18 protein-coding genes are annotated in these 21,046 nt (G+C 60.4%); 2 read left to right on the forward strand and 16 right to left on the reverse strand.

From position 1 onward, the window contains the following. Positions 1–212: 212 nt before the first annotated feature. The 4 genes from K6U75_10030 to K6U75_10045 all read right to left on the reverse strand — a co-directional run bounded on the left by K6U75_10030 (position 213) and on the right by K6U75_10045 (position 4,541). On the reverse strand, positions 213–959 hold the full coding sequence (locus K6U75_10030; GenBank protein ID MCL6475374.1) for a hypothetical protein: 747 nt from the start codon (positions 957–959) through the stop codon (positions 213–215). Positions 960–1,074: 115 nt separating this feature from the next. Continuing rightward, positions 1,075–2,169: a 3-phosphoserine/phosphohydroxythreonine transaminase gene (gene serC / locus K6U75_10035; GenBank protein ID MCL6475375.1), complete on the reverse strand. Its 1,095-nt coding sequence runs from the start codon at positions 2,167–2,169 to the stop codon at positions 1,075–1,077. Between the two features lie 62 nt (positions 2,170–2,231). Then, positions 2,232–3,236 (reverse strand): carbohydrate-binding family 9-like protein, encoded by a 1,005-nt coding sequence (locus tag K6U75_10040; protein ID MCL6475376.1) that lies wholly within the window; start codon positions 3,234–3,236, stop codon positions 2,232–2,234. 15 nt (positions 3,237–3,251) lie between these two features. Beyond that, positions 3,252–4,541 (reverse strand): endo-1,4-beta-xylanase, encoded by a 1,290-nt coding sequence (locus K6U75_10045; protein ID MCL6475377.1) that lies wholly within the window; start codon positions 4,539–4,541, stop codon positions 3,252–3,254. 114 nt (positions 4,542–4,655) lie between these two features. On the opposite strand from K6U75_10045, the gene K6U75_10050 reads away from it, so the two are divergent. Next, the gene (locus K6U75_10050) at positions 4,656–5,540 is read left to right on the forward strand and encodes an ATP-dependent Clp protease proteolytic subunit (GenBank protein MCL6475378.1); all 885 of its coding nucleotides are present in this window, start codon (positions 4,656–4,658) and stop codon (positions 5,538–5,540) included. A gap of 50 nt (positions 5,541–5,590) precedes the next feature. Here the strand turns inward: K6U75_10050 and K6U75_10055 are convergent, their stop codons facing one another. The 10 genes from K6U75_10055 to nusA all read right to left on the reverse strand — a co-directional run bounded on the left by K6U75_10055 (position 5,591) and on the right by nusA (position 17,331). Continuing rightward, the gene (locus K6U75_10055; protein ID MCL6475379.1) at positions 5,591–7,624 is read right to left on the reverse strand and encodes a hypothetical protein; all 2,034 of its coding nucleotides are present in this window, start codon (positions 7,622–7,624) and stop codon (positions 5,591–5,593) included. Between the two features lie 219 nt (positions 7,625–7,843). Then, the gene (locus tag K6U75_10060) at positions 7,844–10,360 is read right to left on the reverse strand and encodes a tetratricopeptide repeat protein (GenBank protein MCL6475380.1); all 2,517 of its coding nucleotides are present in this window, start codon (positions 10,358–10,360) and stop codon (positions 7,844–7,846) included. Positions 10,361–10,425: 65 nt separating this feature from the next. Further along, positions 10,426–11,346: a bifunctional riboflavin kinase/FAD synthetase gene (locus K6U75_10065; GenBank protein MCL6475381.1), complete on the reverse strand. Its 921-nt coding sequence runs from the start codon at positions 11,344–11,346 to the stop codon at positions 10,426–10,428. Then, positions 11,343–12,281 (reverse strand): tRNA pseudouridine(55) synthase TruB, encoded by a 939-nt coding sequence (truB, locus tag K6U75_10070; GenBank protein ID MCL6475382.1) that lies wholly within the window; start codon positions 12,279–12,281, stop codon positions 11,343–11,345. The genes K6U75_10065 and truB overlap by 4 nt, the downstream gene beginning before the upstream one ends. Then, positions 12,242–13,237, reverse strand: coding sequence for a bifunctional oligoribonuclease/PAP phosphatase NrnA (locus K6U75_10075; protein MCL6475383.1), 996 nt, complete (start codon positions 13,235–13,237; stop codon positions 12,242–12,244). Before K6U75_10075 ends, truB begins: the two co-directional genes overlap by 40 nt. Continuing rightward, positions 13,234–13,578: a 30S ribosome-binding factor RbfA gene (gene rbfA / locus K6U75_10080; protein MCL6475384.1), complete on the reverse strand. Its 345-nt coding sequence runs from the start codon at positions 13,576–13,578 to the stop codon at positions 13,234–13,236. Before rbfA ends, K6U75_10075 begins: the two co-directional genes overlap by 4 nt. Before the next feature lies 1 nt (position 13,579). Beyond that, entirely contained in the window at positions 13,580–13,861 is a 282-nt protein-coding gene (locus K6U75_10085; protein MCL6475385.1) for a DUF503 domain-containing protein, read from the reverse strand. A 109-nt stretch (positions 13,862–13,970) separates the two neighbouring features. Continuing rightward, positions 13,971–15,935 carry a translation initiation factor IF-2 gene (gene infB, locus K6U75_10090; protein MCL6475386.1) on the reverse strand — a complete coding sequence of 655 codons (1,965 nt, stop codon included), beginning with the start codon at positions 15,933–15,935 and terminating at the stop codon, positions 13,971–13,973. Then, positions 15,932–16,225 carry a YlxR family protein gene (locus K6U75_10095; protein ID MCL6475387.1) on the reverse strand — a complete coding sequence of 98 codons (294 nt, stop codon included), beginning with the start codon at positions 16,223–16,225 and terminating at the stop codon, positions 15,932–15,934. The genes infB and K6U75_10095 overlap by 4 nt, the downstream gene beginning before the upstream one ends. 26 nt (positions 16,226–16,251) lie before the next feature. After that, the gene (gene nusA / locus K6U75_10100) at positions 16,252–17,331 is read right to left on the reverse strand and encodes a transcription termination factor NusA (protein ID MCL6475388.1); all 1,080 of its coding nucleotides are present in this window, start codon (positions 17,329–17,331) and stop codon (positions 16,252–16,254) included. A 246-nt stretch (positions 17,332–17,577) separates the two neighbouring features. Between nusA and K6U75_10105 the strand changes: the two genes are divergently transcribed. Continuing rightward, positions 17,578–17,772, forward strand: a complete 195-nt coding sequence (locus K6U75_10105) for a CDGSH iron-sulfur domain-containing protein (protein MCL6475389.1) — start codon at positions 17,578–17,580, stop codon at positions 17,770–17,772. A gap of 41 nt (positions 17,773–17,813) precedes the next feature. Here the strand turns inward: K6U75_10105 and K6U75_10110 are convergent, their stop codons facing one another. Both K6U75_10110 and K6U75_10115 read right to left on the reverse strand, forming a co-directional pair. Continuing rightward, complete coding sequence (locus K6U75_10110; protein ID MCL6475390.1) at positions 17,814–18,848, reverse strand: hypothetical protein; 1,035 nt, start codon at positions 18,846–18,848, stop codon at positions 17,814–17,816. Positions 18,849–18,977: 129 nt separating this feature from the next. Beyond that, complete coding sequence (locus K6U75_10115; GenBank protein ID MCL6475391.1) at positions 18,978–20,996, reverse strand: S9 family peptidase; 2,019 nt, start codon at positions 20,994–20,996, stop codon at positions 18,978–18,980. Positions 20,997–21,046 lie beyond the last annotated feature (50 nt).

A 21,046-nucleotide genomic window follows, 5' to 3' on the forward strand; every position in this document is an offset into this window, starting at 1 on the left:
CCGCCAGATAATGCACCTGACGGATTTGCCCGGCATGATGAACCTCATCTTCGACAGCAGACAGGAAAATCTCCTCTGCAGAAAGCCCCTTGCCGTGACAGCAGGTCATCCTGTCCAAGAGCAGGAGGTTGTTCAGGCGTGCTTCTGCATAAAGTGATGCCGGAACAGCCACTTGGTGGTCTGTTCCGGCGCGCATCAGGAATCGCTATGAGTTATCGGCTGGCATGTATCACGATATTTCCACCGGCCAGTTCGCTCCAATCGGCAAACACCAGCGTGCCATCCTGCTCATATACCCACAGCGCAAAGAAATCCGCTCGGCCAGGCTCACCCCAGTCCCACACCATTGCGTAAAAACGGTATAGACCGGAGCCGTTGAGAGTCGCCCAGCCGCTGAAGTAACCCTCGTTCAAACTCGGAGCATACACCCAGTCGATAGCGAAGGATTTTACGTTCATGCCCAGTCCATGACGCTGGTATTCCAGGCTACCTCGCACACTGCCGTTGCGTTGCACCTGGGCGACGAAGCCGAAAGTACGACGGTGTCCATCCGCCTCGATCCAACCGCCGCCGGTGATGAAGCCGCGCGCATCGGGCTGGTAAACCGATACCAGTAACACCTGTGTCTGGCTGAGCAGGTTGCCACTGGAGTCATAGCTGAATACCCACACGGTAAAGGTGTCGGCAAAAGGTGGCGTCCATACGGTGCTGGCTGTTCCATCCTCACCGACGGGCAACATCGTACTGCGGAACACGACGTTACCGTGCGAGTCAAGCACGTGAAACTGTGCCCAATTCGCTCCAGGTTCAACGGCGGCACTTACCTGCAGCTCCTGTCCCACTGGCACCGGTTCAGATACGCCAGCATCGCCACCTACGACCACTCCGGCAGAGAACGCGGCAGGCATGAGAGCCATCATTGCGAGCATCGGAAATACGTGATGGAGAACCCTTCTCATTTTGCACTCACCTCCGACAGAGAGTATTCCCTACTCTCGCCGGTGCCCAGCTCGCATTCCTGCCGGATTCACGCCCCGCAGGATGCTGCCGTTTTGGCAGCACATCAACCGGCGGTCAAGCGTGCTTTTGGCGAAAATGTTCCATAAACTCCACCAGTGTGCGCACGCCCTCGAGGGGCATCGCATTGTAGATACTGGCGCGGATGCCGCCCACCGATCGATGCCCTTTCAACTCGTGCAAGCCCGCCTCCTTTGCCTCTTTGACGAATTGCGCCTCCAGCTCTTGGCTGGGCAATCGCCAGGTGACGTTCATCAGCGAGCGACTGTCGGGCTGCGCGTGACCGCGATAAAAGCCCTCGCTGCGGTCTATCGCCTCGTAAAGCAGCTGTGCCTTCTGCCGGTTGATGGCGTGCATCTGCTCCAGCCCGCCGATGTTCTCCAGCAGCCAGCGCGTCACCAGCATCACCATGTACACGGCAAACACCGGCGGCGTGTTATACAGCGAACGGTGTTCCGCGTGCACCTTGTAATTGAGCATGGTGGGCAAGTCGTCGGGAACCTGTTCCAGCATATCCTGCCGGATGATGACGATAGTGACGCCTGCCGGTCCCACGTTCTTCTGCGCGCCCGCGTAGATCAGTCCGTAGCGCCTGACGTCTATCGGGCGCGAGAGAAAGTCCGACGAGGCATCGCACACCAGCGGCACCTCACCCGTCGCCGGCTCGGTGGGGAACTGGATGCCCTGTATCGTTTCGTTGGAGGTGAAATGCACGTAGGCGGCGCTGGGGTCTATCTCGTATTCGCCGCGTTTGGGCACGCGGCTGTAATTGTCTGCTTTGCCATCCCAGACGATTCGCACCGCTCCTTCGCGCTGCGCCTCTGCCAGCGCACGTTTCGCCCACGAACCGGTCACGATGTAGTCTGCGGAACGACCGGGGCCGCGCAGAAAGCTCATGGGAACCTGCGAAAACTGCAGGCTGGCTCCTCCCTGCAAAAAGAGCACGTGATACTCTTCCGGCAGGTTCAGCAGCGCGCGGATGTTCGCTTCTGCCTGCGTAATCATCTCCTCGAAGGTTTTGCTGCGGTGACTGATTTCCAGCACCGACGCACCCACTCCGGGCAACGCCAGCAGATTCTGCTGCACCTCCTGCAATACCGGTAGCGGCAGTGTCGCCGGACCCGGTGAAAAGTTAAACACCCGTTCCATCATCGGCACACCTTGTTGCTGTAGTCACCTAAATATTACCAAATCGCCGACACCAGCTGCATCGGCTACTCCACCCATGTTCTGGAATCGTGCTGGATATGCAGCGTATACTGCTTTCCATCCCCTGTTCGGCAGCGCATTGTGGCGAGATAGCCTTCCGATGTGAGTGTCAGTGCAATCGGTTCGCAGCCGGGCAGGTTTCGGGGCGTCCATCCCAGCTCCCGCAGGTCATTCGCCCAGCGTCGATGCTTCTCGTAGAACTCTTTCTGGGCATAATACAGGCGGGTCAGCTCCATTCGGGCAGGGAAGGTCTCATCGGGACGGAAGCGTGCCCTGCCAGGTTTCGCCGTGCTGAATTGCACATAGCCCCACGTCTCAGGACGATGCATATCGATCACCCCTTGCGGTGACCACACCCAGTTGTCCTCCGGCGTGTTGGGCACTTTTCGATATCGCCCGTTCTCGATAACCACCTTCCATTCCACCCGCGAGAAGTTGACGCGCCACTGGTCGCCCTCACGTGGTGGGCAGGGACACCCCGCGTACTCCGCCAGTGCCTTCCACGGAATGGCAATTTCCACACTCCAGCCCCGGTCCACATCATACGGGTTGTTCAACGTACCGTCCACATGCACCGCCGTTTTCAGTCCGGCAATGTCCCAGTCGATCAGGGCAGTGCCCCCGTCCTTGTATGGCGTCTCGAGGCGCAGGTCAAACACGGTATTCAGGGCGTTCAGTTCCAGCTCGTAGTAGTTGTGGTTGTCTCCATCGGGGTCGATGAACACTTCGAAGTCGTTGTCGTGGTAGATGATGGAGTCGCGTTTGGTGAGTGTTGCCCATACATGCGGCTCTTCCATGTCCGCGCCCACATAGAAATACTCGTCGTCCCACAGCATCTTCGCCCGCGTGCGGAAACGGGGTCGCGGACGGACGTCACCCTCGATATCCACAAACTCCTCCGTCCATGCCGTATCCGCCCATGCCGGGTCGTCCAGCCTCCCGTCGATTGCCAGCGGTTTCCTAACGCGGTAGCAGATATAGTGACGCGGGTATACCAGCGGTTTGCTCATAGCAACCACCTCGCCTCACTGACGCTCATGCGAAAGAGTAAGTTGCCAGCGGTTCTGCCCGCCCTTTTGCAGGTGCAGGTCGTAAGTATATTGCCGTCCCCGATAGGTGGCTTCTACCTGGTATTGTCCAAAAAAGCCCCGCAGGCGGAGAGTACCATCCTTTGCTGTCTTGCCGGATACCTGTGTCTTCCATTCTTCAGTAATGAGGTACCTCACTCGCTCCCAGGCGGGTTTTGGATTTCCCTGCTCGTCCAGCAAGCCGGCGTTCTCTTTCCATGCTTCGCTGCCAACCAGCCCGAAGTAGACAATCCCTGCCACCCTGGGATGTCCGAAAGCCACGCGGTAAAACTCCTCGACGGCTTCCGCCTGATGCTGTGGGTTCCACATACCCCTGCGATGTTTTCCCTGTATCTGCTGATTCGGGCTGGAGTCATAGCACAGTTCCGTAAAGTACACCGGCAGCCGAAGTTCAGTGCCAAAGGTCTCGCACGCCTGCCACACCTCTTCGGGCGACGGCCAGTAGGTTGCCTGCATATCATGCGCCTGAATGCCCACCGCGTGCAGCGGTATCTTCTTCTCCTGCAACGTCTCCAGCAGGCGCACGAACCGGTCCTGCATCTTCTTGTCGACAAAAAGGTCGTACTCGTTCACCAGCAGGGGGGCGTTCGGGTTAGCTTCGTGCGCCCAGCGCAGTGCGTCGGCAACATAGCGGTATACCACATCGAGCGGCTCGTCATCATAGCGGTTGGGTTTGTTCCAGTTGCCCCATGCGCGGCAATGCACCGGCTCGTTCACCACATCCCATATCATGCCCACATCGCGGTAGTCCCGTACCTCGCGCTGTACCCGTGCTTTCAACAGCTCGTACTGGCGCGATGGCGTGTATCGGAAAAGCCACAAGGGCAGTCCCGTCTTCGGGTATTCGCCGTACTGCCGTGTCCACACCAGCATGTGCCCGTAGAAGCGGCGGATGCCGTTGGGAATGCACCACTCGTGGATGAATCGGCGTCGCTCCTCTACCAGCGGCTTGCCCTCATCCGGTTCATATTGCCCCCAGTTGAACTCGAGCAGCTCCACAAAGTTGAACACACCCTTCACATACTGCAGGGTGCGCTCATGACGATAGTGGCGCGGTCGCAAAGGCACTCCGAACAGAAAATCGTGGCTTCGCAGAGATACCCGAACGGGAACGCCTGCGGCAGGAGAACCGTTGGGCAGAAGGAACTCCAGAATCGCCTCTCCCTTGCGATTCTTCTCTATTCCCTCTGCCGCCAGCGCCATTGCGTCGAACACCGGGTGCTCCACAAAACGTGTCCTCCTCTGCCGTTTCCAAAAGTATACGCGGATTGCTGTATACCTGTCAATAAGCAGGATTCCCTCCACGCGAACCGAATAGCATGCGCACGGGAGGTGCAGGTTATGGAAGGCTTTTTCGCGGCAGTGGTGAACCAGATATTCTGGCTTTTCCTCATTTACTCTTTCCTTGCGCCTATCATCAAGCAGCGGATGCTGGAGGCGGCGCGTCTGCAGGCGATTGCGGCTTTCGAAAAGACGCGCGGCTCCCGCGTGATTGCGCTGATCCATCGGCAGGAAGCGCTGGCGCTGTTTGGCATCCCGGTGTTCCGCTACATCAATATCGAAGACGCCGAGGACTTGCTGCGCGTGGTACGCATGACGCGACCGGACCGCCCTATTGACCTCATCCTGCACACCCCTGGCGGACTGGTGCTGGCAAGCGAGCAGATTGCGCGCGCCCTGTGCAACCACCCGGCAAAGGTAACGGTGTTCGTACCCCATTATGCGATGTCAGGTGGCACGTTGATTGCTCTCGCCGCTGATGAAATTGTCATGGACCCGCATGCCGTGCTGGGACCCGTAGACCCGCAGCTCGGAGACTATCCTGCTGCATCCATCCTGCGCGCGGTCGAGATGAAACGTCCGGAGCGTGTGGAAGACCGCACGCTGATCCTGGCAGACGTGGCGCGCAAAGCCATCTGGCAGGTGCGTCGCCTTCTGGAGGAGATACTCTCCGCCAAAATGCCTCAGGACAAAGCGAGGGAACTGGCTGCACTGCTCAGCGAGGGCACCTGGACGCATGACTATCCCATTTGTGCGGAGGAAGCGAAGGCGCTGGGACTGCCGGTCAGCACCGATTTCCCCGAAGAGGTTCATCGCCTGATGGCGCTATATCCACAGCCTGTGCAACGCAAATCCGGTGTGGACTATGTGCCTGTGCCCTACGAGCCCGATACGCGCCCGCAGCCCGCACCGCGCCGTCGCACCCGAGGTAGTCGTATCGTGTGAAATGAAACTCCCCTCTCCCGAAGTTTCGGGAGAGGGGCCGGTGGTGAGGGCTACTCATCCCCAATCGCGCCGAAGTTCTGCACCAGGATGCCGAAGTCGAACAGGGTGACCTCCTCATCCCCGTCCAGATCGGCGTTCGCGTTCCAGTTGCTGTCGCCGGGCATCGAACCGAAGGCTGCCACCAGCTCCCCAAAGTCGAAGAGCGTTACCTCATTATCTCCATCGATATCGCCGTTGGTGAGGGTGACGTCCTGTCCTGTCAGCTCCTCAGCGACACCCAAGGTGACGCCCGTCAGGTTCACCCGCAGCCAGTGGCTGGCTTTGAAGGAGACCTCATAGGTGCCCGGTTCCACATACAGGTAGTAATTTCCGTTGCGGTCGGTGAAGATGGTGCGGGTCTCTTCAATGCCACCCTCCTTGCGCAGGCGCACCGAGACAGGCACCAGCGACGGATCGCCGCCATAGTCGCCCAGTGTGAGAGTGCCGCGAACAACCGCGAGCTTGCCATACAACGTGAACGCGCAGTTCCAGCGGTCCTTCGGGTCCTGCCCTGCTTTGGGTTGAATAGCGGTGGGGGCGAACACCTCGAAGCCCGGATCAGGGAATCGAGCCGACCGCCACATGAAGTCCTGTTCCACCTCCGAGGGCTGCAGGTCCGCACCGGTCAGCCACGCCAGCGCACTGAAGCCGGTGGTGTTGCCAGCACCAACGCCCTCCGAGTAGATGGTCAGGTAGTAGTCGCCCTCTGGCAGGAAGATGTCCAGATTGGAATAGCGGTGTAACCAGTTCTCACCGCCGGGGATGCGTGGGTCATCCATGCCTGCGGTGTAGGGTCCCAGCACGCCCTGAGCCACCTGGTCGCCGTCCACCGGGCGGTTCAAACCGGTGCGCCGCCAGATGATGTAGCGCACGTTCGCGCCCTGGTAGCCTTCCACGATAAACCAGCTGGCATCCACCTGGCTGATTCGCGCCCCGCCCGCCGGGATGCTGAACGGAATGGCAGACCACCGCTGCGGCAACGCCGCTGAGTAGTTGCCGGAGATATAACCGAGGTACACCTCTTGATTGTTGTTAAGAACGGTCTTTGGCGCGCCAGTGTCCCAGACCACCTTCTTGGACGAAGCGTACTCGGCGGTCACGATGTGGTTTTCACCCAGCGTCAGCGACAGCTCGCGGTCGCCGGAGTAGTCGGTGTCGTCGATCTCCCAGCGGTCAAACTCGTTGCCGTCGGGCGCGAAGCGCGCCGCCGTGACCGTCACCGACGAGTTCGCGGGGTACACTCGCGCGAACGGAGTCACGCCGTTGCCCGTGTTCACCAGGTCGGCGGGTGCGGTCACTTCCACTCCGTCGTACGGGTTGTCACCGAGAACAATCAGTGTGCGGGCGGGTGCGGTGAACGGGGTGAGCCTCCAGCTAAGCACATCGTTGTTCTGGTATGGGAAGAGGGTGCGTCCACTAAAACCAACCCACGCCGCGCCACTGCTGTCCAAAATGCCGGCTGCCGCGAGGTCTAACGCGACCGCAATAAGCGTCTTGTCATCCAGAGTCACCGTCAGCCAGCCTCCCGCGTAGTCCACGCGCAGGGTATGCACCGCCTCGTCGTTGATGTTGATTGTTCTGGCAAAAGGTTGAGTCTCGACAACCGCCGTGCCGTTCAACCAGACGGACACCATGTTGGGGAAATTGCCCTGAGGCAGGGTGTATAGCGTGGAGAGGCTCACGGTGAGGGTGCCCGCGGCTCCTCGCTCGCCCACGTTCAGTGTTGGCGAGACGTTCTGCACGTGGAACGCCATCCCGATGCCCAGACCGTCCTCCGGGGAAGGTCCGTGCATCTGGAACTGGAAAGTGGTGGAAAAACCGTGGGTCAGGTTCTGCTTGGTGGTGTACCAGGCAGCTCCCTGTTGGTTCATCCGGTTCTCAGTGAGGCGAAGCCGGTTTGCTGTGACCTGAGCGGTGCCCACCAGATTCAGTCCCGCGGAGGAGCTGAAGTTGGGGTAGTTCACCTGCGCAAAGGCGGGGACGACGGCAAATGCCACAAATGCCCAGCACAGCAAGCCGATGACGAACCGTAAAGTGCGTGACATCGTGGTACGTCCTCCTTTCCAGGTCTACGGATTCTACAGGTATACCGCTGCTATACAAAGTATATGACAAACACCAGAAAAGAGCAAGGGGGCTGGGACCTTTTGCAAGCAGTGGGGGGAAAACGAGGTCTACCTAACCCCCTCCTCCCTTCCCTGCGAGGGAAGAGGGAGTGCGACGCGCCTCTCCATGCAGGAGAGGGGCAGGGGGTGAGGGTAAAATCATCCTCCGGACGAAGACTCTCCCAGCCGCTGCAGGCTCTCCTTGGCGATAGTGTTGTTCGCGTCCCGCTTCAGCACCTCGCGGTACTGCTCGATGGCTTTCTGCTTCTGCCCCGCCTGCTCGTACATGCCTGCCAGGCGAAGGCGTGTGGGGATGTCCTGCGGAAAACCTGCCAGAATGCGCTCGTAGATGCCTGCCGCCTTCAGCGGTTCGTTGCGCTTCTCGTGAATCTGCGCGATGCTTCGCAATGCCTGCACATCCGTACCATCGATTTGCAAGACCTGCTCGTAGCTTCTCAGCGCGTCCTCTTCCTGCCCGGCTTCCTGCTGCAGCTGCGCCAGCGCGAGCCATACCCCTTTCTGCTTCGCGTGCTTCTGCGCCAGGGACGCCAGCATCGCCACTCCCTCCGCCGCTTTACCCCTGTCGCGATAGAAAGAGACCAGCGCACGGATAGCCGCCTCGTTGGATGCATCCCGCTCCATATAGGGCGTGACCAGTGCGGGGAACTGCTCCTCTTGTTTCAGCTGGGTCAGTGCGCGCAGCAGCCCGCTATATGCGCTGGGTTCGGTGGGGGTGATGGACAGAATCTCTGCGTAGACCTGTCTCGCCTCCTGCCACTTCTGCTGTTCCTCGTAGGTGCGCGCCAGCAGGGTGCGCAGGTAGGTATCTTTAGGCAGCTCCTTCATCCCTTGCTGGTAAACGGCTATCGCCTCCTCCGTGCGCTGGTGTTTCTTGTACAGGGAGGCGAGCATCCCGTAAAGGCGCGGCTCTTTGGGCTGGCGGGCGATGAGCTTGCGGTATTCCTTCACGGCCTCTTCGGTTTTGCCCTGATTCTCCAGCAGGCGCGGGATGTTTACGAGGTAGAACATATCGTTGGGGTTGAGTTTCTCGACCTCCCGCAGAGCCTGCAGGGCATCGTCCAGTTTGTTCTGCCGCTCCAGCGCGATGGACAGTCTCCACCATGCAACCACGTTCTTGGGATTGTTCTGCACCACGCGCCGCAGCTCTTGAGCGAGCCCGGCGAAGTCGCCATCCGCTTCATAAAGGTCTGCAATGGAGAAGATGACCTGCGAGTTGTTGGGTTCGATGTTCAGTATCCGTCGGTAGTAAGTCAGCGCCTGCCCCTTACGCTTCAGCCGGTTGCACGCCAGCGCGGCCCCATTCAGCGCGCCCAGATGTTTGGGGTCTATCCGCAGGATGCGTTCGTATCGCTTGAGCGCCTCTTCCGGCTGGTTCGCCTGCGCCAGCACGTCCGCCACCTGCATCAGCACTCCCACGTTGTTGGGGAACTTGCGCTCCGCCTGCTCCAGAACGCTGAGCGCCTGCGGCATCTTGTCCCGTTGTATCCACACCCGCGCGCTGCGCAACAGGGGCTCGGGGTTGTTCGGCTCTTGCTTTTGCCACTGTTCGTACTCTTTGAGTGCGTCGTCCCAGCGGCCCTGCGTCTCGGCGATGTAACCCAGACCCATCAGGGCGTTCTTGTCCTGCGGCTGCATCTGGCGCAGCTTCTCGTATTCCCGCTTCGCGTTGTCCAGCTGGTTCTGGTTCAGCAGGCACAGCGCGAGATTCGCCTGCGCTGCGACGTTCTTCGGTTGATACTGCAGCACCTTGCGAAAGGCAATCTCCGCCTCGCGATACTGTTGCAGGTTGAAATGCGTCTGCCCGATGGCGAACCACACCCCGGCGTCGTTGGGATGTGCTTTTGCCAGCTTTTCCAGCAGCTGCAGAGATTCTCGGTGCTGATTCATCCGCCCCAGCACCATCGCCAGCCGCAGGGTCAGGTCTTCATTCTGGGGTTGAATCGCCAGTGCACGGCGGTAGGCGTCGCGGGCTGGAGGCAGGTCGCCTGCTAAATCGTATGCCATACCCAGTCCCGCCCATGTAGCCGGGTTTCGGGGTTCCTGTTCGCTGAGCTTTTTCAGGACGGGTATCGCCTTGCGTGGCTGTCGCATCTGCAGGTATACATACGCGAGGTTGAACTGTGTGTTAGTGGCTTTGGGGTTCAGCTGGCTGCTGCGCAACAGGCTCTTTTCCGCTTCCGCCCAGCGCCGCTGGGAGAGGTAGATAACGCCCAGCACGAAGTGCCCTTCTGCGCTGTTCGGAGCCAGCTGCACTCCCTTTTGAGCCATCTGCGTGGCTTCGCGCCACTGTTTTTGCTGGGCCAGCACTGTGGCGAGCCGAAAATACCCTTCGGGCACTTTGGGCATCGCCTTCACGAACAGGCGGAACTGCGCTTCGGCGGCTTTCCAGTCGCCCTGCGCGATGTAGATTTCACCCAGGTTGAAGCGCGCCATCGGCGTGTTGGGCTGCAGCTGGAGCAGTTCCTGATAGGCTGCGATGGCTTCCTTCGCCTTGCCTGCCCTCTGCAGCGACAGCGCCTTCTCGAACAGAGCGATAATCTTCTTATCCTTCTCCGAAAGCTGCGGGGGCGCGGCGGGCGGTTTCTGTGCCTGCCCCCATGCCAGCGAAGCCAGGAAGATGTATACTGAAATCAGGATAACCGGTCGTTTGCTCATGCTTTCTGCTCCTCCATGCTGGAGTCTTTGGGAAGGTCCGGCGGGAGCCGTGTGCCTCGCGCCGTCTAAACCATCAGCTCCGCCACCTGCTTTACGTCTCTGTCCATCTGCTCTTTCAACGCCTGCAGGGATTCGAATTTGCGCTCGTCGCGCAGCCGGTGGAAGAAGGCGAGATGCACTTCCTCCCCATAGAGACTGCCGGAGAAACCCAGCAGGTACGCTTCGACGGTACGGTTCTTACCGTCTACGGTCGGACGTACGCCCACGCTGATTGCCGCGGTGTACACGTTGCCCGTGCGCACGTGCAACAGTCGTCCTGCGTATATGCCATCTCGCGGTACCACCTGTGGCGCAAGCGGCTGCAGGTTCACGGTTGGGTAACCCAGTTTCCTGCCCAGCCGTTGTCCGCGAACCACCACGCCCTCCAGCACGTACGCCCTGCCCAGCATGGCAGATGCCTCGCGCACCTCGCCTTCCAGCAGCGATTGTCGGATGCGGCTGCTGCTGATGCGCTCATCGCGATAGAGCACGTCGGGCACCGCTTCCACCTCGAAGCCGAAACGGCATTGTACCTCTCGCAGGTAATCCACATTGCCCATCCGCCGATACCCGAAGCGAAAATCTCTGCCCACCACAATGTGACGGGCGTTCAGCCGCTCGTGCAACACGAAGCGCACGAACTCGTCGGGCTGCAACATGGCGAGATGGCGGTCGAAGCGCATCAGCAGAACGTGCTGCACGCCGTTCTCCTGCAGCAGGCGCAGACGGCTGGTCAGGGTGGTCAGGTAGGGTGGCGATTTTTCGGGTCGAATGGCTTCCTGCGGGTGGCGGTCAAAGGTCACTGCGACGGCGGGAATGCTCAGCTGATGCGCTCGCTGCACCGCTGCGGAGATAATTGCCCTGTGTCCCTGGTGAACTCCATCGAAGACACCGATGGTCACCACGCTGGCACGCAGGCTCATCGGGCGGGGAGCAAGACTGCTCACCCCAAATCCTCCTCTACGCTGCGAGGGTGGTAGAGAACGCGCTCACCGAACACCTTGTAGGGCCACACCTCGTCGCGGCGCACCGTGGCGATGGCGAAGAGCTCGCCCGCCGCGTCCAGCACGGCAATATACGGCGGTTTCTCTGCTGGCAGCGGCACGGGTGGGAAGGGCTTTGGCTTGACGAAACTGCCCAGCCGAAACAGGCGCAACACCCGGGGATGTGGTCTCCAGACAGGAAGGATACCCTCCACTGCCTGCGCCATTGGGATGAGGTGTTTATCCCCACCTTCGGCTTCCAGCTGTTGCAGGGTGACCGCATCCTCCGCGCGGAACGCGCCGATTGCCGTTCGCACCAGCGATTTCATGTATCCACCCACATCCAGCGCATCGCCGATATCCGCGCAGAGCGTACGGATATATGTTCCGGTGGAGCATTCCACCTCTATCTCCGCTTCTGGATGTTCGCCGGGCGAGAAGTTCAGCAGTTGCAGGCGATAGACGGACACCTTGCGAGCCTCTCGGGGAACCACCTTGCCCTCTCGTGCAAGCTCGTACAGGCGTCTGCCCTCGTGATGCACCGCGGAGTGCATTGGAGGTATTTGCTCTATCTCTCCGGTGAAGCGGGGTAGCGTAGCCTCCACCATCTCACGGGTGACACCGCTGGCATCCGTGCTGGCAATCACCTCGCCCTCCGCATCTTGCGTGGTGGTCTGTATGCCCAGCACCATCGTAGCCCGGTAGGTTTTGGGCAGCCACTGCAGAAACTCGTTCAGCCGGGTGGCTTTGCCCAGGCAGATGAGCAGCACTCCCTCCGCGCCGGGGTCCAGGGTGCCGCTGTGTCCCGCCCGTCGCACATTCAGGATGCGGCGCACGGCGTCCACCGCCTCCCGCGAGGTCATGCCCGCTGGCTTGTAGAGGTTGAGCAGTGCATCCATTCCCGCAGAGCCTCAATCACTTTCCTCTTCGCCTCGTCGATACCACCGTTCACCCAGAAGCCTGCCGCCATGCGGTGACCGCCACCCCCGAACTTCTCCGCCAGCTTCGACATATCGATACGCTCGTCGCGGCTGCGAACGCTTACACGCACCCGACCGGGTTTTACCTCTCGCAATAACGCAAGCACCACGCTGTCGCGTACCGCCCGCAGCTGTGTAATGATGCCTTCGGTGTCTTCATCGGTAGCCTCCAGCTCGGTGAAATCCTCGTAGCTGAGGTAAGACCACACCAGCTTGCCTTCTTCCTCCTGCCGGATGTGTTCCAGGGCGCGTCCCAGCAGTCTCACACTCGGAAAAGAGCGTCGCTCGAAAACCTCTTCCGCAATCTGCGCGGGCGATGCTCCCGCTTCCATCAGAGTTGCGCTCAGGCGGAAGGTGGCTGGCGAGACGTTCATATAGCGGTAAAGACCGGTATCGGTGATGATACCGGTGAGCAGGCAGGTGGCAACGGCTGGCGTGATGGGCACATCCATCACGTTCAGCAGGCGGTAGACGATTTCGGCGGTGGCGGCGGCTCTGGACTGCTGGATGCGGATGTCTCCAAACGCGCCTTCGGTCACGTGGTGGTCGATGTCCACGATAATCCGCGCCGAGAACACCGCATCCCTGGCTTTACCGATGCGCTCGGGCATGCCGGTATCACACACTACTGCCACGTCGAAGCCTCTCTGCTCGGTAGCGGTGAGAACCTTCTCGGAGCCGGGCAGGAAGCGGTATATCTCCGGCACGCCGTCACTGCTCAGCGTGATCACCCGCTTGCCCAGGCCCTCCAGCACGGATTGCAGGGCAAGCGCGCAACCCAGCGTGTCGCCGTCGGGATTGAGATGGCAGGCGAGAACCACGCTCTTCGCCTCCTGAAGTACCTGAGCAACCTGTTGCAGGTGGCGTCGAATCATCCCTGTTCCAGTTGACGCAGCAGTTCGTGCACGCGCATTCCCGCTTCGATGCCCTCATCCGGCTCGAAATGGATTTCCGGCACGACGCGCAGGTGCGCACGACGCCCGAACTCGCCGCGAATACGTCCCGCAAGGTTCCTGAGCACATCGAGGGCTTTGTCGCGTGCCTCGGTACCACCCAGCGCACTGACGTATACCTTCGCATGGCTCAGGTCACGTGAAACCCTCGCCTGCGTGATGGTAACCCCCTCGAGGCGTGGGTCTTTCAACTCGTTTCGCACGATGTCGCTGATCTCGGTCACCAGCAGGCTTTCTATCTTGGATACTCTGTTGCTACTCATTTCACCACAACTCCATATTGACTTCGACCACCTCGATGCGTGGGTCGGCGTATAAAAAGTCCAGAGCCTTGTTCAACACGCTGTTGACGTGTTGCCGGTCATTGCCCACGCAGGAGAAGCCGAGTGTTGCTTGCTGCCACTCGTCCAGATGATCCACCTCGGCAGCAGAGAGGTTGAACCTGTTGCGCAGGGTGTCCAGCGTACTGCGCACCACATGCCGTTTCTCTTTGAGAGAGGTCGCTTCGTAGAGGTGCAGCTCTACCGTCAATACACCCACGACCATCATGGCACCTGTATACCTGTCCAGTTTCAGTCTTCTGGAGGACGAGGCTCCCGCCGAGCCGAACGGTGCGAGCCGTACTGCACGAGTATCGGTCAGGCGTCTCTATCCGCTACGAGACCGCCGTTGCACTCCGCTGGGTAATCGTATGACCCGCGCGAGACACTTCCCGTTTCTCAAAGCACTCGATGAGGTCACCTTCCGCGAAGTCCGAGAAGCCGTCCACCATGATACCGCACTCGTAACCCTGCGCAATCTCACGCACATCGTCTTTGAGGTGGCGCAGGGAGACGATTTTGCCGGTGTGCAGCAGGTCTTTCTTGCGCCACACACGCGCCTCGGCGTTGCGTACGACCTTGCCCTCGGTCACGTAGCACCCGGCGACCGTGCCGCGTGGCAGGTTGAACACGGCACGCACCTCCGCTTTGCCCAGCGGGAACTCCTCGATCACCGGCTGTAGCATGCCCAGCATCGCCGCCTTGATGTCTTCGACCAGCTCGTAGATGATGCGGTAGGTGCGCACTTCCACGCGCTCCTGCTCCGCGACACGTTGCGCTTCGGGCTCCACGCGCACGTTGAAACCGATAACCAGCGCGTTGGATGCCGACGCCAGCATGATGTCGGACTCGGTGATGTTACCCACCGCCGCGTGCAGCACCCGCAGGCGCACCTCCGGATGCTCCAGCCGCTCTAGCGACGTACGCACAGCCTCCACCGAACCGTGCACATCCGCCTTCAGCACCACCAGCAGCTCCTTGATTTCGCCTTCCTTAATCAGCCTGCTGAGGTCTTTCATGGTGACGCGAGCGCGCTGGCTGGCAAGCTTCTCCTGACGGTGGCGCTGCTCGCGCTCCATCGCAATCTGTCGGGCAGTGCGTTCATCCTTCACCACTTCCATCTTCTCGCCTGCGTTCGGCACCGAGGACAAGCCGATGACCTCCACCGGCATGGCGGGCGTGGCTTTAGGCACGCGGTTGCCCCGGTCATCTATCAACGCCTTAATCTTTCCATGCGCCTCACCCGCCACCACTGCATCGCCCTGCTTGAACGTTCCCTGCTGAACGATGATGGTAGCGACGGGACCTCTGCCCTTGTCCAGTTTGGATTCGATAACCACCCCCTCGGCGGGAGCGTTCGGGTCGGCTTTCAGCTCCTGAACTTCGGCAACCAGCAGGATGGCTTCCAGCAAATCGCCCAGCCCAATGCGCTGTTTTGCGGATACCGGCACGAAGATGGTATCGCCACCCCACTCTTCCGGAACCACGCCCAGCTCCGCCAGCTGTTGTTTGACACGGTCGGGATTGGCTTCGGGTTTGTCTATCTTGTTGATGGCCACGATAATGGGAACGTTCGCCGCTTTGGCGTGGTTCAATGCCTCTATGGTCTGGGGCATCACGCCATCGTCGGCGGCAACCACCAGCACCGCGATGTCGGTGACCTGTGCGCCGCGCGCACGCATGGCGGTAAAGGCTTCATGCCCCGGAGTATCCAGAAAAGTGATTTTCGCCTTCTCGCCGGCGTGTTCTACCTCCACCTGATACGCGCCGATGTGCTGGGTGATGCCACCGTATTCGCCTTCCGCGACGTTGGTACGCCGGATGGCGTCCAGCAGGGTGGTCTTTCCGTGGTCGACGTGCCCCAAAATGGTTACTACCGGCGGGCGGGGTTGCGGACCACCCGTCGACGCGGTACGGGGACGTGCGCTTTCGGGTACTTCCGGCTCCTTCGCCTCCGTCCAGCGGACGCTGTAGCCCAGTTCATAGGCGACTCGCTCGATCTGGTCGGCGGAGAGCTGCTGATTCAGCCCCGCCAGCACCCCGACCTTCATCAGTTTTTGCTGTATCTGCGTGGACTGTACCCCCAATGCCTGAGCCAGTTCGCGCACGGTCATCGTCGGGGGCAACTCGACTTCGGGGTGCCCTTTGTCCAGCACGGCGCGCACCGCTTGCGCCGTGGAGATGTCAATGAGGCTGTCAGCGTTCTTTACCTCCACGCCCAAGTCGGTGAGCGTGCTGAGCAGCTCCGCAACGCTCATCTGCAGGTCTTTCGCTAAATCGCCAACGCGAATCCGGTTCACGAGCGAGTCACCTCCTCTTCTTCCGCCTGTGCAGCCAGCTGCAGCAGCTCCTGTGCCGTGTGCGCCGGCAGGGCTACTTTGAGCGAACGCTCCAGCTTGTTCGCTTTCAACGCTTTCTCCACGCAGGATACGCTCCGGCAGACGTACGCGCCGCGTCCCGCCTTCTTACCGGTCAGGTCTACTTCCACCGTGCCTTCTGGAGTGCGCACGACGCGCATCAAACCTCTCTTCGGTGCGGCGGTTCGACACGCCACGCACGTTCGTATCGGTGTATGTTTACGTGCAGGCATCGCGGACTCCAGAACTGTTTTTTCTCTCAAGACGCGCTTTCCTTTTCCTCTTTGCCTGTCGCCAGAGCGTCTTGAGCGGTTTGAGATTCGCTTCGAATGTCTATTTTCCAGCCGGTCAATCGCGCTGCCAACCGTACGTTTTGCCCCGCTTTGCCGATAGCCAGCGAGAGCTGGTCGTCAGGCACGATGACCAGTGCGCTTTTTTCGCTCTCGTTCAGCTGCACTTTCGAAACCTTTGCGGGGCTCAACGCCTCCGCAATAAACTGTGCTGGTTCGGGATACCAGCGGATGATATCTATCTTCTCGTCGTACAGTTCGTTCACCACCGCCTGCACCCGCGTTCCGCGAAGACCCACACAACTGCCTACCGGGTCGATGTTCGGCTCCTTCGCCCACACGGCGATTTTGGAGCGTGCGCCCGGCTCTCGCGCAACCGCTTTAATCACCACGCTTCCCTCGCGCACCTCGGGTACCTCCAGTTCGAACAGGCGACGGATGAGGCTGGGATGACTGCGCGAGACGATGATGCGCGGCGCCTTGGTGGTGCGCTCCACACGTAGCAGGTACACACGCAGGCGGTCATGCGGGCGATACGGCTCGTTCGGCACCTGCTCCTCTGGCGGCAGGATAGCCTCTACCCTGTCGAGATCAATGATGACGTTCGGACCCTCTCTGCGCTGTACGAAGCCGGACAGTATCTCTCCGACGCGCTCCTGGAACTCCTGATATATCTGTTCCCGCTCCGCCTCGCGGATGCGTTGCACAATCACTTGCTTGGCGGTCTGTGCCGCGATGCGTCCGAAGTCGTCCAAGTCGACCGGCACCGACACGGTGTCCCCTATCTCCGCCTCCGGTTTGAACTTCCTCGCCTCTTCCAGAGAAATCTGGGTATGCGGGTTTTCGACCTCTTCCACCACTGTGCGCTCGCAGAACAATCGCACCCCCGCCTTGCTGGAATCGAGGCGCAGACGCACATCGCCGACCGCTCCGCAGTGCTTCTTGTAGGCGTTGGTCAAAGCGGTCTCCAGCGCCTCCCACAGCACCGCCAGAGGGATGTCCCGCTCCCGTTCTAGCGCACGCAGTATTTCAATGAACTCGCTGTTCATGGCTGCCCTCTATCCGATTATCTTCCGTCAGGGTAAGAAAAAGAGTGGGCGAGCCTGCCCACTCTCTTTCGAGATGATTGCTACCCCCTTATGCCGCCCTACCTGCTCATCATACCCTTCAACCGACTATAAGTATATCACATCCATACTCCTTGATGCAACCACCGGGAAACGTCGCTGGGCAGGAGGTAGGCGTTGCCACCACAGAGAAGAAAAGTATAAAATCCTCTGCAGGGAGAAAGGCGGATGGCAAAACATACCACAGAAGAAACGGAAGGACGAGTGCGGACCACCGTTGAGCTCGAGCCCGGCGAGCGTGTGGCATTATGCCGGTGCTTCAAGTCCAGCAAGTTTCCCTTCTGCGACGGCACGCACCGGCAATATCAGGGAGTGGGTCCTGTGATTGTGCAGGCACCGGCAGAGAAGGCACAGCAGGGATAGTCCACCGGAGCCGCGGGAAGCACTCACCGCGGCTCCGTGAGTCAGCTATACTGCAGGGCAATGCGGTGGAACGCCCGTCGGATGGCTTCGCCTTTGGGCTGAAGAGAGGGATGCGGCTGGAGCCTGGGCGGGGTGCCCCAGATATAGCCATTCAACACGTAGCCCTTCTCCGCCCATTCCAGCATTACTTCTTCCTCCACCACGCCTTCCACATTGATGGGCGTGGCGATGATTTGCTGTTCCGGTCGCCGCACGCTTTCCAGCCATTGCAGGGTCTCTGGTTTGGAGTATTCCGCCAGCAAGCCATCGCTCTCGTTCACCATCGGATGATTCACCCACAGCGGGTCGGCAGGCTTCCAGTACGGTGGGTTGAAGGCGATTCGGGTGGCGGGGCTTGTCTCTTTCACCGTTTTGCGGATGCGGGCGAAGAACCGCGCCAGTACCTCACGCTTGTAGGTCAGGCTCTCCTCTGGCGTAATCTGCGAGCTATCTTCAGGCATCTCCCTGCCAATAATCTCCCGAAACGGTTGTTTCACAAACCAGGCGGGTTGCATGTGGAAACCGCTGTCCAGATCGCCGTAACAGAACCAGTCGAACAGTATCCAGTCTACGGGGAACTGCTCCAGAAACTCTTCCACGCGCGCACAGAACAGGTCTGCCCAGGGCGACTCCGGTGCAAGGAAGCCGTGCCACCAGTTCCTGCGGCTTTCCGGTATCACCCAGTCATGGCGGTACGCGCTCATCGCCACATCTGCACCGACGCAGAAGTAGCTCCAGAAGGGCAATCCCGCTTCCTGTGCCAGCTCATACAGCCTGGGCAGCAGTTCCCTTCCCGGACCCGGCGGCACCGGCCCCAAACGGGTGGGATAGAAAGCGTAACCGCCGTACGTATACGCCTGCAGGAAGATGGCGTTGTTGCCCATCTCCAGATGCCAGTCCAGATACTCTCTGGGGTCTATAAACGCCCAGTCCTGCGGCGTGCTCGGGCCGGTAAAGGGGTGAGGCGCATCATGTACCGACCAGTTCAGGTCGAACATGAGCAGTAAGGTTGGTTTCTTCTTCGGTTGTTCGGGCATGGTGTTATGGTCTCCTTTTGGTTCACGAAGGGCGAAACGACTGGTAAGCCGAGCCCCCAGCCAACCTCCCCGCAGGCGGGGAGGCGTTTCACGGCTTGGCGGGAGCCTCGCCCTCCAGCTGGCGGTCACCTATTCGCTACTGAGATGTTTCTTCCACCAGTCCAGAATCTGTTGCAGACGGTGCACGCGCAAATCGGGCGGACCGGAGCGCGACAGCCCGTGACTGCTCTCCAGCGGATAGCGCACCAGCACCGCTTCCTTCTTCTGCACTTTGAGCGCGGCGAACAGCTGTTCTGCCTGCTCTATCGGGCAGCGCAGGTCTCCCTCACTGTGGATAATCAGCAGTGGCGTATGGATGTTACCCGCGTACTTCAGCGGCGAGTGCTCCCACAGATGCTCTGGCTCTGCCCATGCGTTGCCCCGGAAGTAGTCGCCGCCGGGTAGCAGGGGAAAGTCGCATGTTCCCGCCATGCTATGCAGGTTCACCACGCTGCGGTCGGTGATGGCAGCGCGGAAGCGGTCGGTGTGTGACACCACCCAGTTGGTCATATAGCCGCCATAGGAACCGCCCATCACGCCCATACGCGTCTCGTCAATGTAGCCGCGTGTCAGCTGGGCATCTACCGCCGCCATCAGGTCGGTGTAGTCAGGTCCGCCCCATGCGCCCTTGATGGCAGCGGTATGCGCTTCTCCATAGCCTTTGCTTCCGCGTGGGTTGGTGTACAGCACCACGTAACCCTGCGCCGCCAGCAGCTGGAACTCGTGGAAGAAAACCCAGCCGTACTGCGCGTGCGGTCCACCGTGGATTTCCAGTATCAGCGGATATTTCTGCGCGGGGTCAAAATCAAGAGGATGCAGTATCCAGCCGTGCACTTCATTGCCATCGGGCGAGAGGCAGGCGAACTCTTCAGGGGTCTGTATCTGCACCTCCGCCAGCCAGTCGGCATTGAATCTGGTTATCGCTTCAGCGTTCTGGATTGCCCCATCCCCCAGCGTGCCGGCGAACACCTCGTGCGGTTGGGTGGCTGTGCCCTCGCACCACGCGATGCGCCTGCCGTCTGCGCTGAGGGAGAAGCCGGTGATGTCCGCACGCTCCCCTCGCAAGAAAACGGGTTCTCCGCCCTCGGCGGAGATGCTGTAGAGCACTGTGCTGCCTCTGTCGCTGGCGAGGAACAGCAGCTGCTTGCCGTCAGGCGTCCAGACGGGACGGCTTCCCCCGCCCACGTCGCGCATGTCGCTGAGAGTGAGGTTTCCGAGCGAGCGGTCAAAGCCTTCCATGATGTCTCGTGCGGTGCCGCTAATCAGGTCGGCAACCCACAGGTGGTCGTTGGTCACGCCCCAGATGTCGTCCACCTTCGTATGACCGACGTAGGCGATGCGCGTGCCATCGGGAGAGAAGGCAATATCGCCCTTGGGACCTTTCGGCGTGTCCACACGCTGCAGGTCCCCTCCTTCCGCGGGAACCAGCCAGATGTCCACCAGATTGGGGTTCAGGTCGGGGTCTTCACTGCGGTTGCACACGAAGGCAATCTTGCTGCTGTCGGGAGACCAGCTCAGGCTACCGCAGGAGGTCACCTCGCTGGTCAGCGGTTTTGCCTCGCCGGTTTTCGCGTCAGCCACCCAGACCTGATAGTACTCGCCGTCAAAATAGCCTGCGCCGTCCAGCCTGTAGAACGGGCGTGTGATGATGCGGGGCGGGGTGGAGAACCCCTTCTCCTTGCGTTCCTTTGCCGCCTGCTCGCGCCACGGTTCGGGCGTCAGGCGAAAGGTGAATGCGACCTTCGTGCCGTCCGGCGACCAGACAATCTCGCCGATGCTACCTTCTTCCAGCGAAGTCAGTGCGCGCGCCTCGCCGCCGTCCACCGGTATCAGGAATATCTGTGCCTTCGGCTTCTGGCGGTTGCTGACGAAGGCAATGGTTTTGCCATCCGGCGACCAGCGCGGCTGGCTGTCGGCGACCTCGCCACTGGTGAACTGGCGCACCTCGCGCGTGCGCAGGTCGCACAGATACAGATGGCTGAAATACTTGTTCTTCTCGCGGTCAGCGTACTTCACCACGCATACGACGCGCTGGCCGTCGGGCGAAATCTGCGCATCGCTGACCAGCCGAAGCCGAAACAGGTCATCGATGTTTATCGCTCTGGGCATTACGGGCCTCCTCCTGATTGCTGATGGACTACTCCACCGTTTTCGCAGAT

Source organism: Bacillota bacterium (assembly GCA_023511455.1).
Lineage (GTDB): Bacteria > Armatimonadota > HRBIN16 > HRBIN16 > HRBIN16 > HRBIN16.

Excerpts from the sequence above, each read along its gene's own strand:
- K6U75_10085 (MCL6475385.1), bottom strand. The coding sequence starts at position 13,861 with ATGGTCGTGGGTGTATTGACGGTAGAGCTGCACCTCTACGAAGCGACC.
- K6U75_10030 (MCL6475374.1), bottom strand. The coding sequence starts at position 959 with ATGAGAAGGGTTCTCCATCACGTATTTCCGATGCTCGCAATGATGGCT.
- K6U75_10095 (MCL6475387.1), bottom strand. The coding sequence starts at position 16,225 with ATGCCTGCACGTAAACATACACCGATACGAACGTGCGTGGCGTGTCGA.
- K6U75_10115 (MCL6475391.1), bottom strand. The coding sequence starts at position 20,996 with ATGCCCAGAGCGATAAACATCGATGACCTGTTTCGGCTTCGGCTGGTC.
- K6U75_10110 (MCL6475390.1), bottom strand. The coding sequence starts at position 18,848 with ATGCCCGAACAACCGAAGAAGAAACCAACCTTACTGCTCATGTTCGAC.
- serC (MCL6475375.1), bottom strand. The coding sequence starts at position 2,169 with ATGATGGAACGGGTGTTTAACTTTTCACCGGGTCCGGCGACACTGCCG.
- K6U75_10055 (MCL6475379.1), bottom strand. The coding sequence starts at position 7,624 with ATGTCACGCACTTTACGGTTCGTCATCGGCTTGCTGTGCTGGGCATTT.
- rbfA (MCL6475384.1), bottom strand. The coding sequence starts at position 13,578 with ATGAGTAGCAACAGAGTATCCAAGATAGAAAGCCTGCTGGTGACCGAG.
- K6U75_10105 (MCL6475389.1), top strand. The coding sequence starts at position 17,578 with ATGGCAAAACATACCACAGAAGAAACGGAAGGACGAGTGCGGACCACC.
- K6U75_10075 (MCL6475383.1), bottom strand. The coding sequence starts at position 13,237 with ATGATTCGACGCCACCTGCAACAGGTTGCTCAGGTACTTCAGGAGGCG.
- K6U75_10040 (MCL6475376.1), bottom strand. The coding sequence starts at position 3,236 with ATGAGCAAACCGCTGGTATACCCGCGTCACTATATCTGCTACCGCGTT.
- K6U75_10060 (MCL6475380.1), bottom strand. The coding sequence starts at position 10,360 with ATGAGCAAACGACCGGTTATCCTGATTTCAGTATACATCTTCCTGGCT.
- K6U75_10050 (MCL6475378.1), top strand. The coding sequence starts at position 4,656 with ATGGAAGGCTTTTTCGCGGCAGTGGTGAACCAGATATTCTGGCTTTTC.
- truB (MCL6475382.1), bottom strand. The coding sequence starts at position 12,281 with ATGGATGCACTGCTCAACCTCTACAAGCCAGCGGGCATGACCTCGCGG.
- nusA (MCL6475388.1), bottom strand. The coding sequence starts at position 17,331 with ATGAACAGCGAGTTCATTGAAATACTGCGTGCGCTAGAACGGGAGCGG.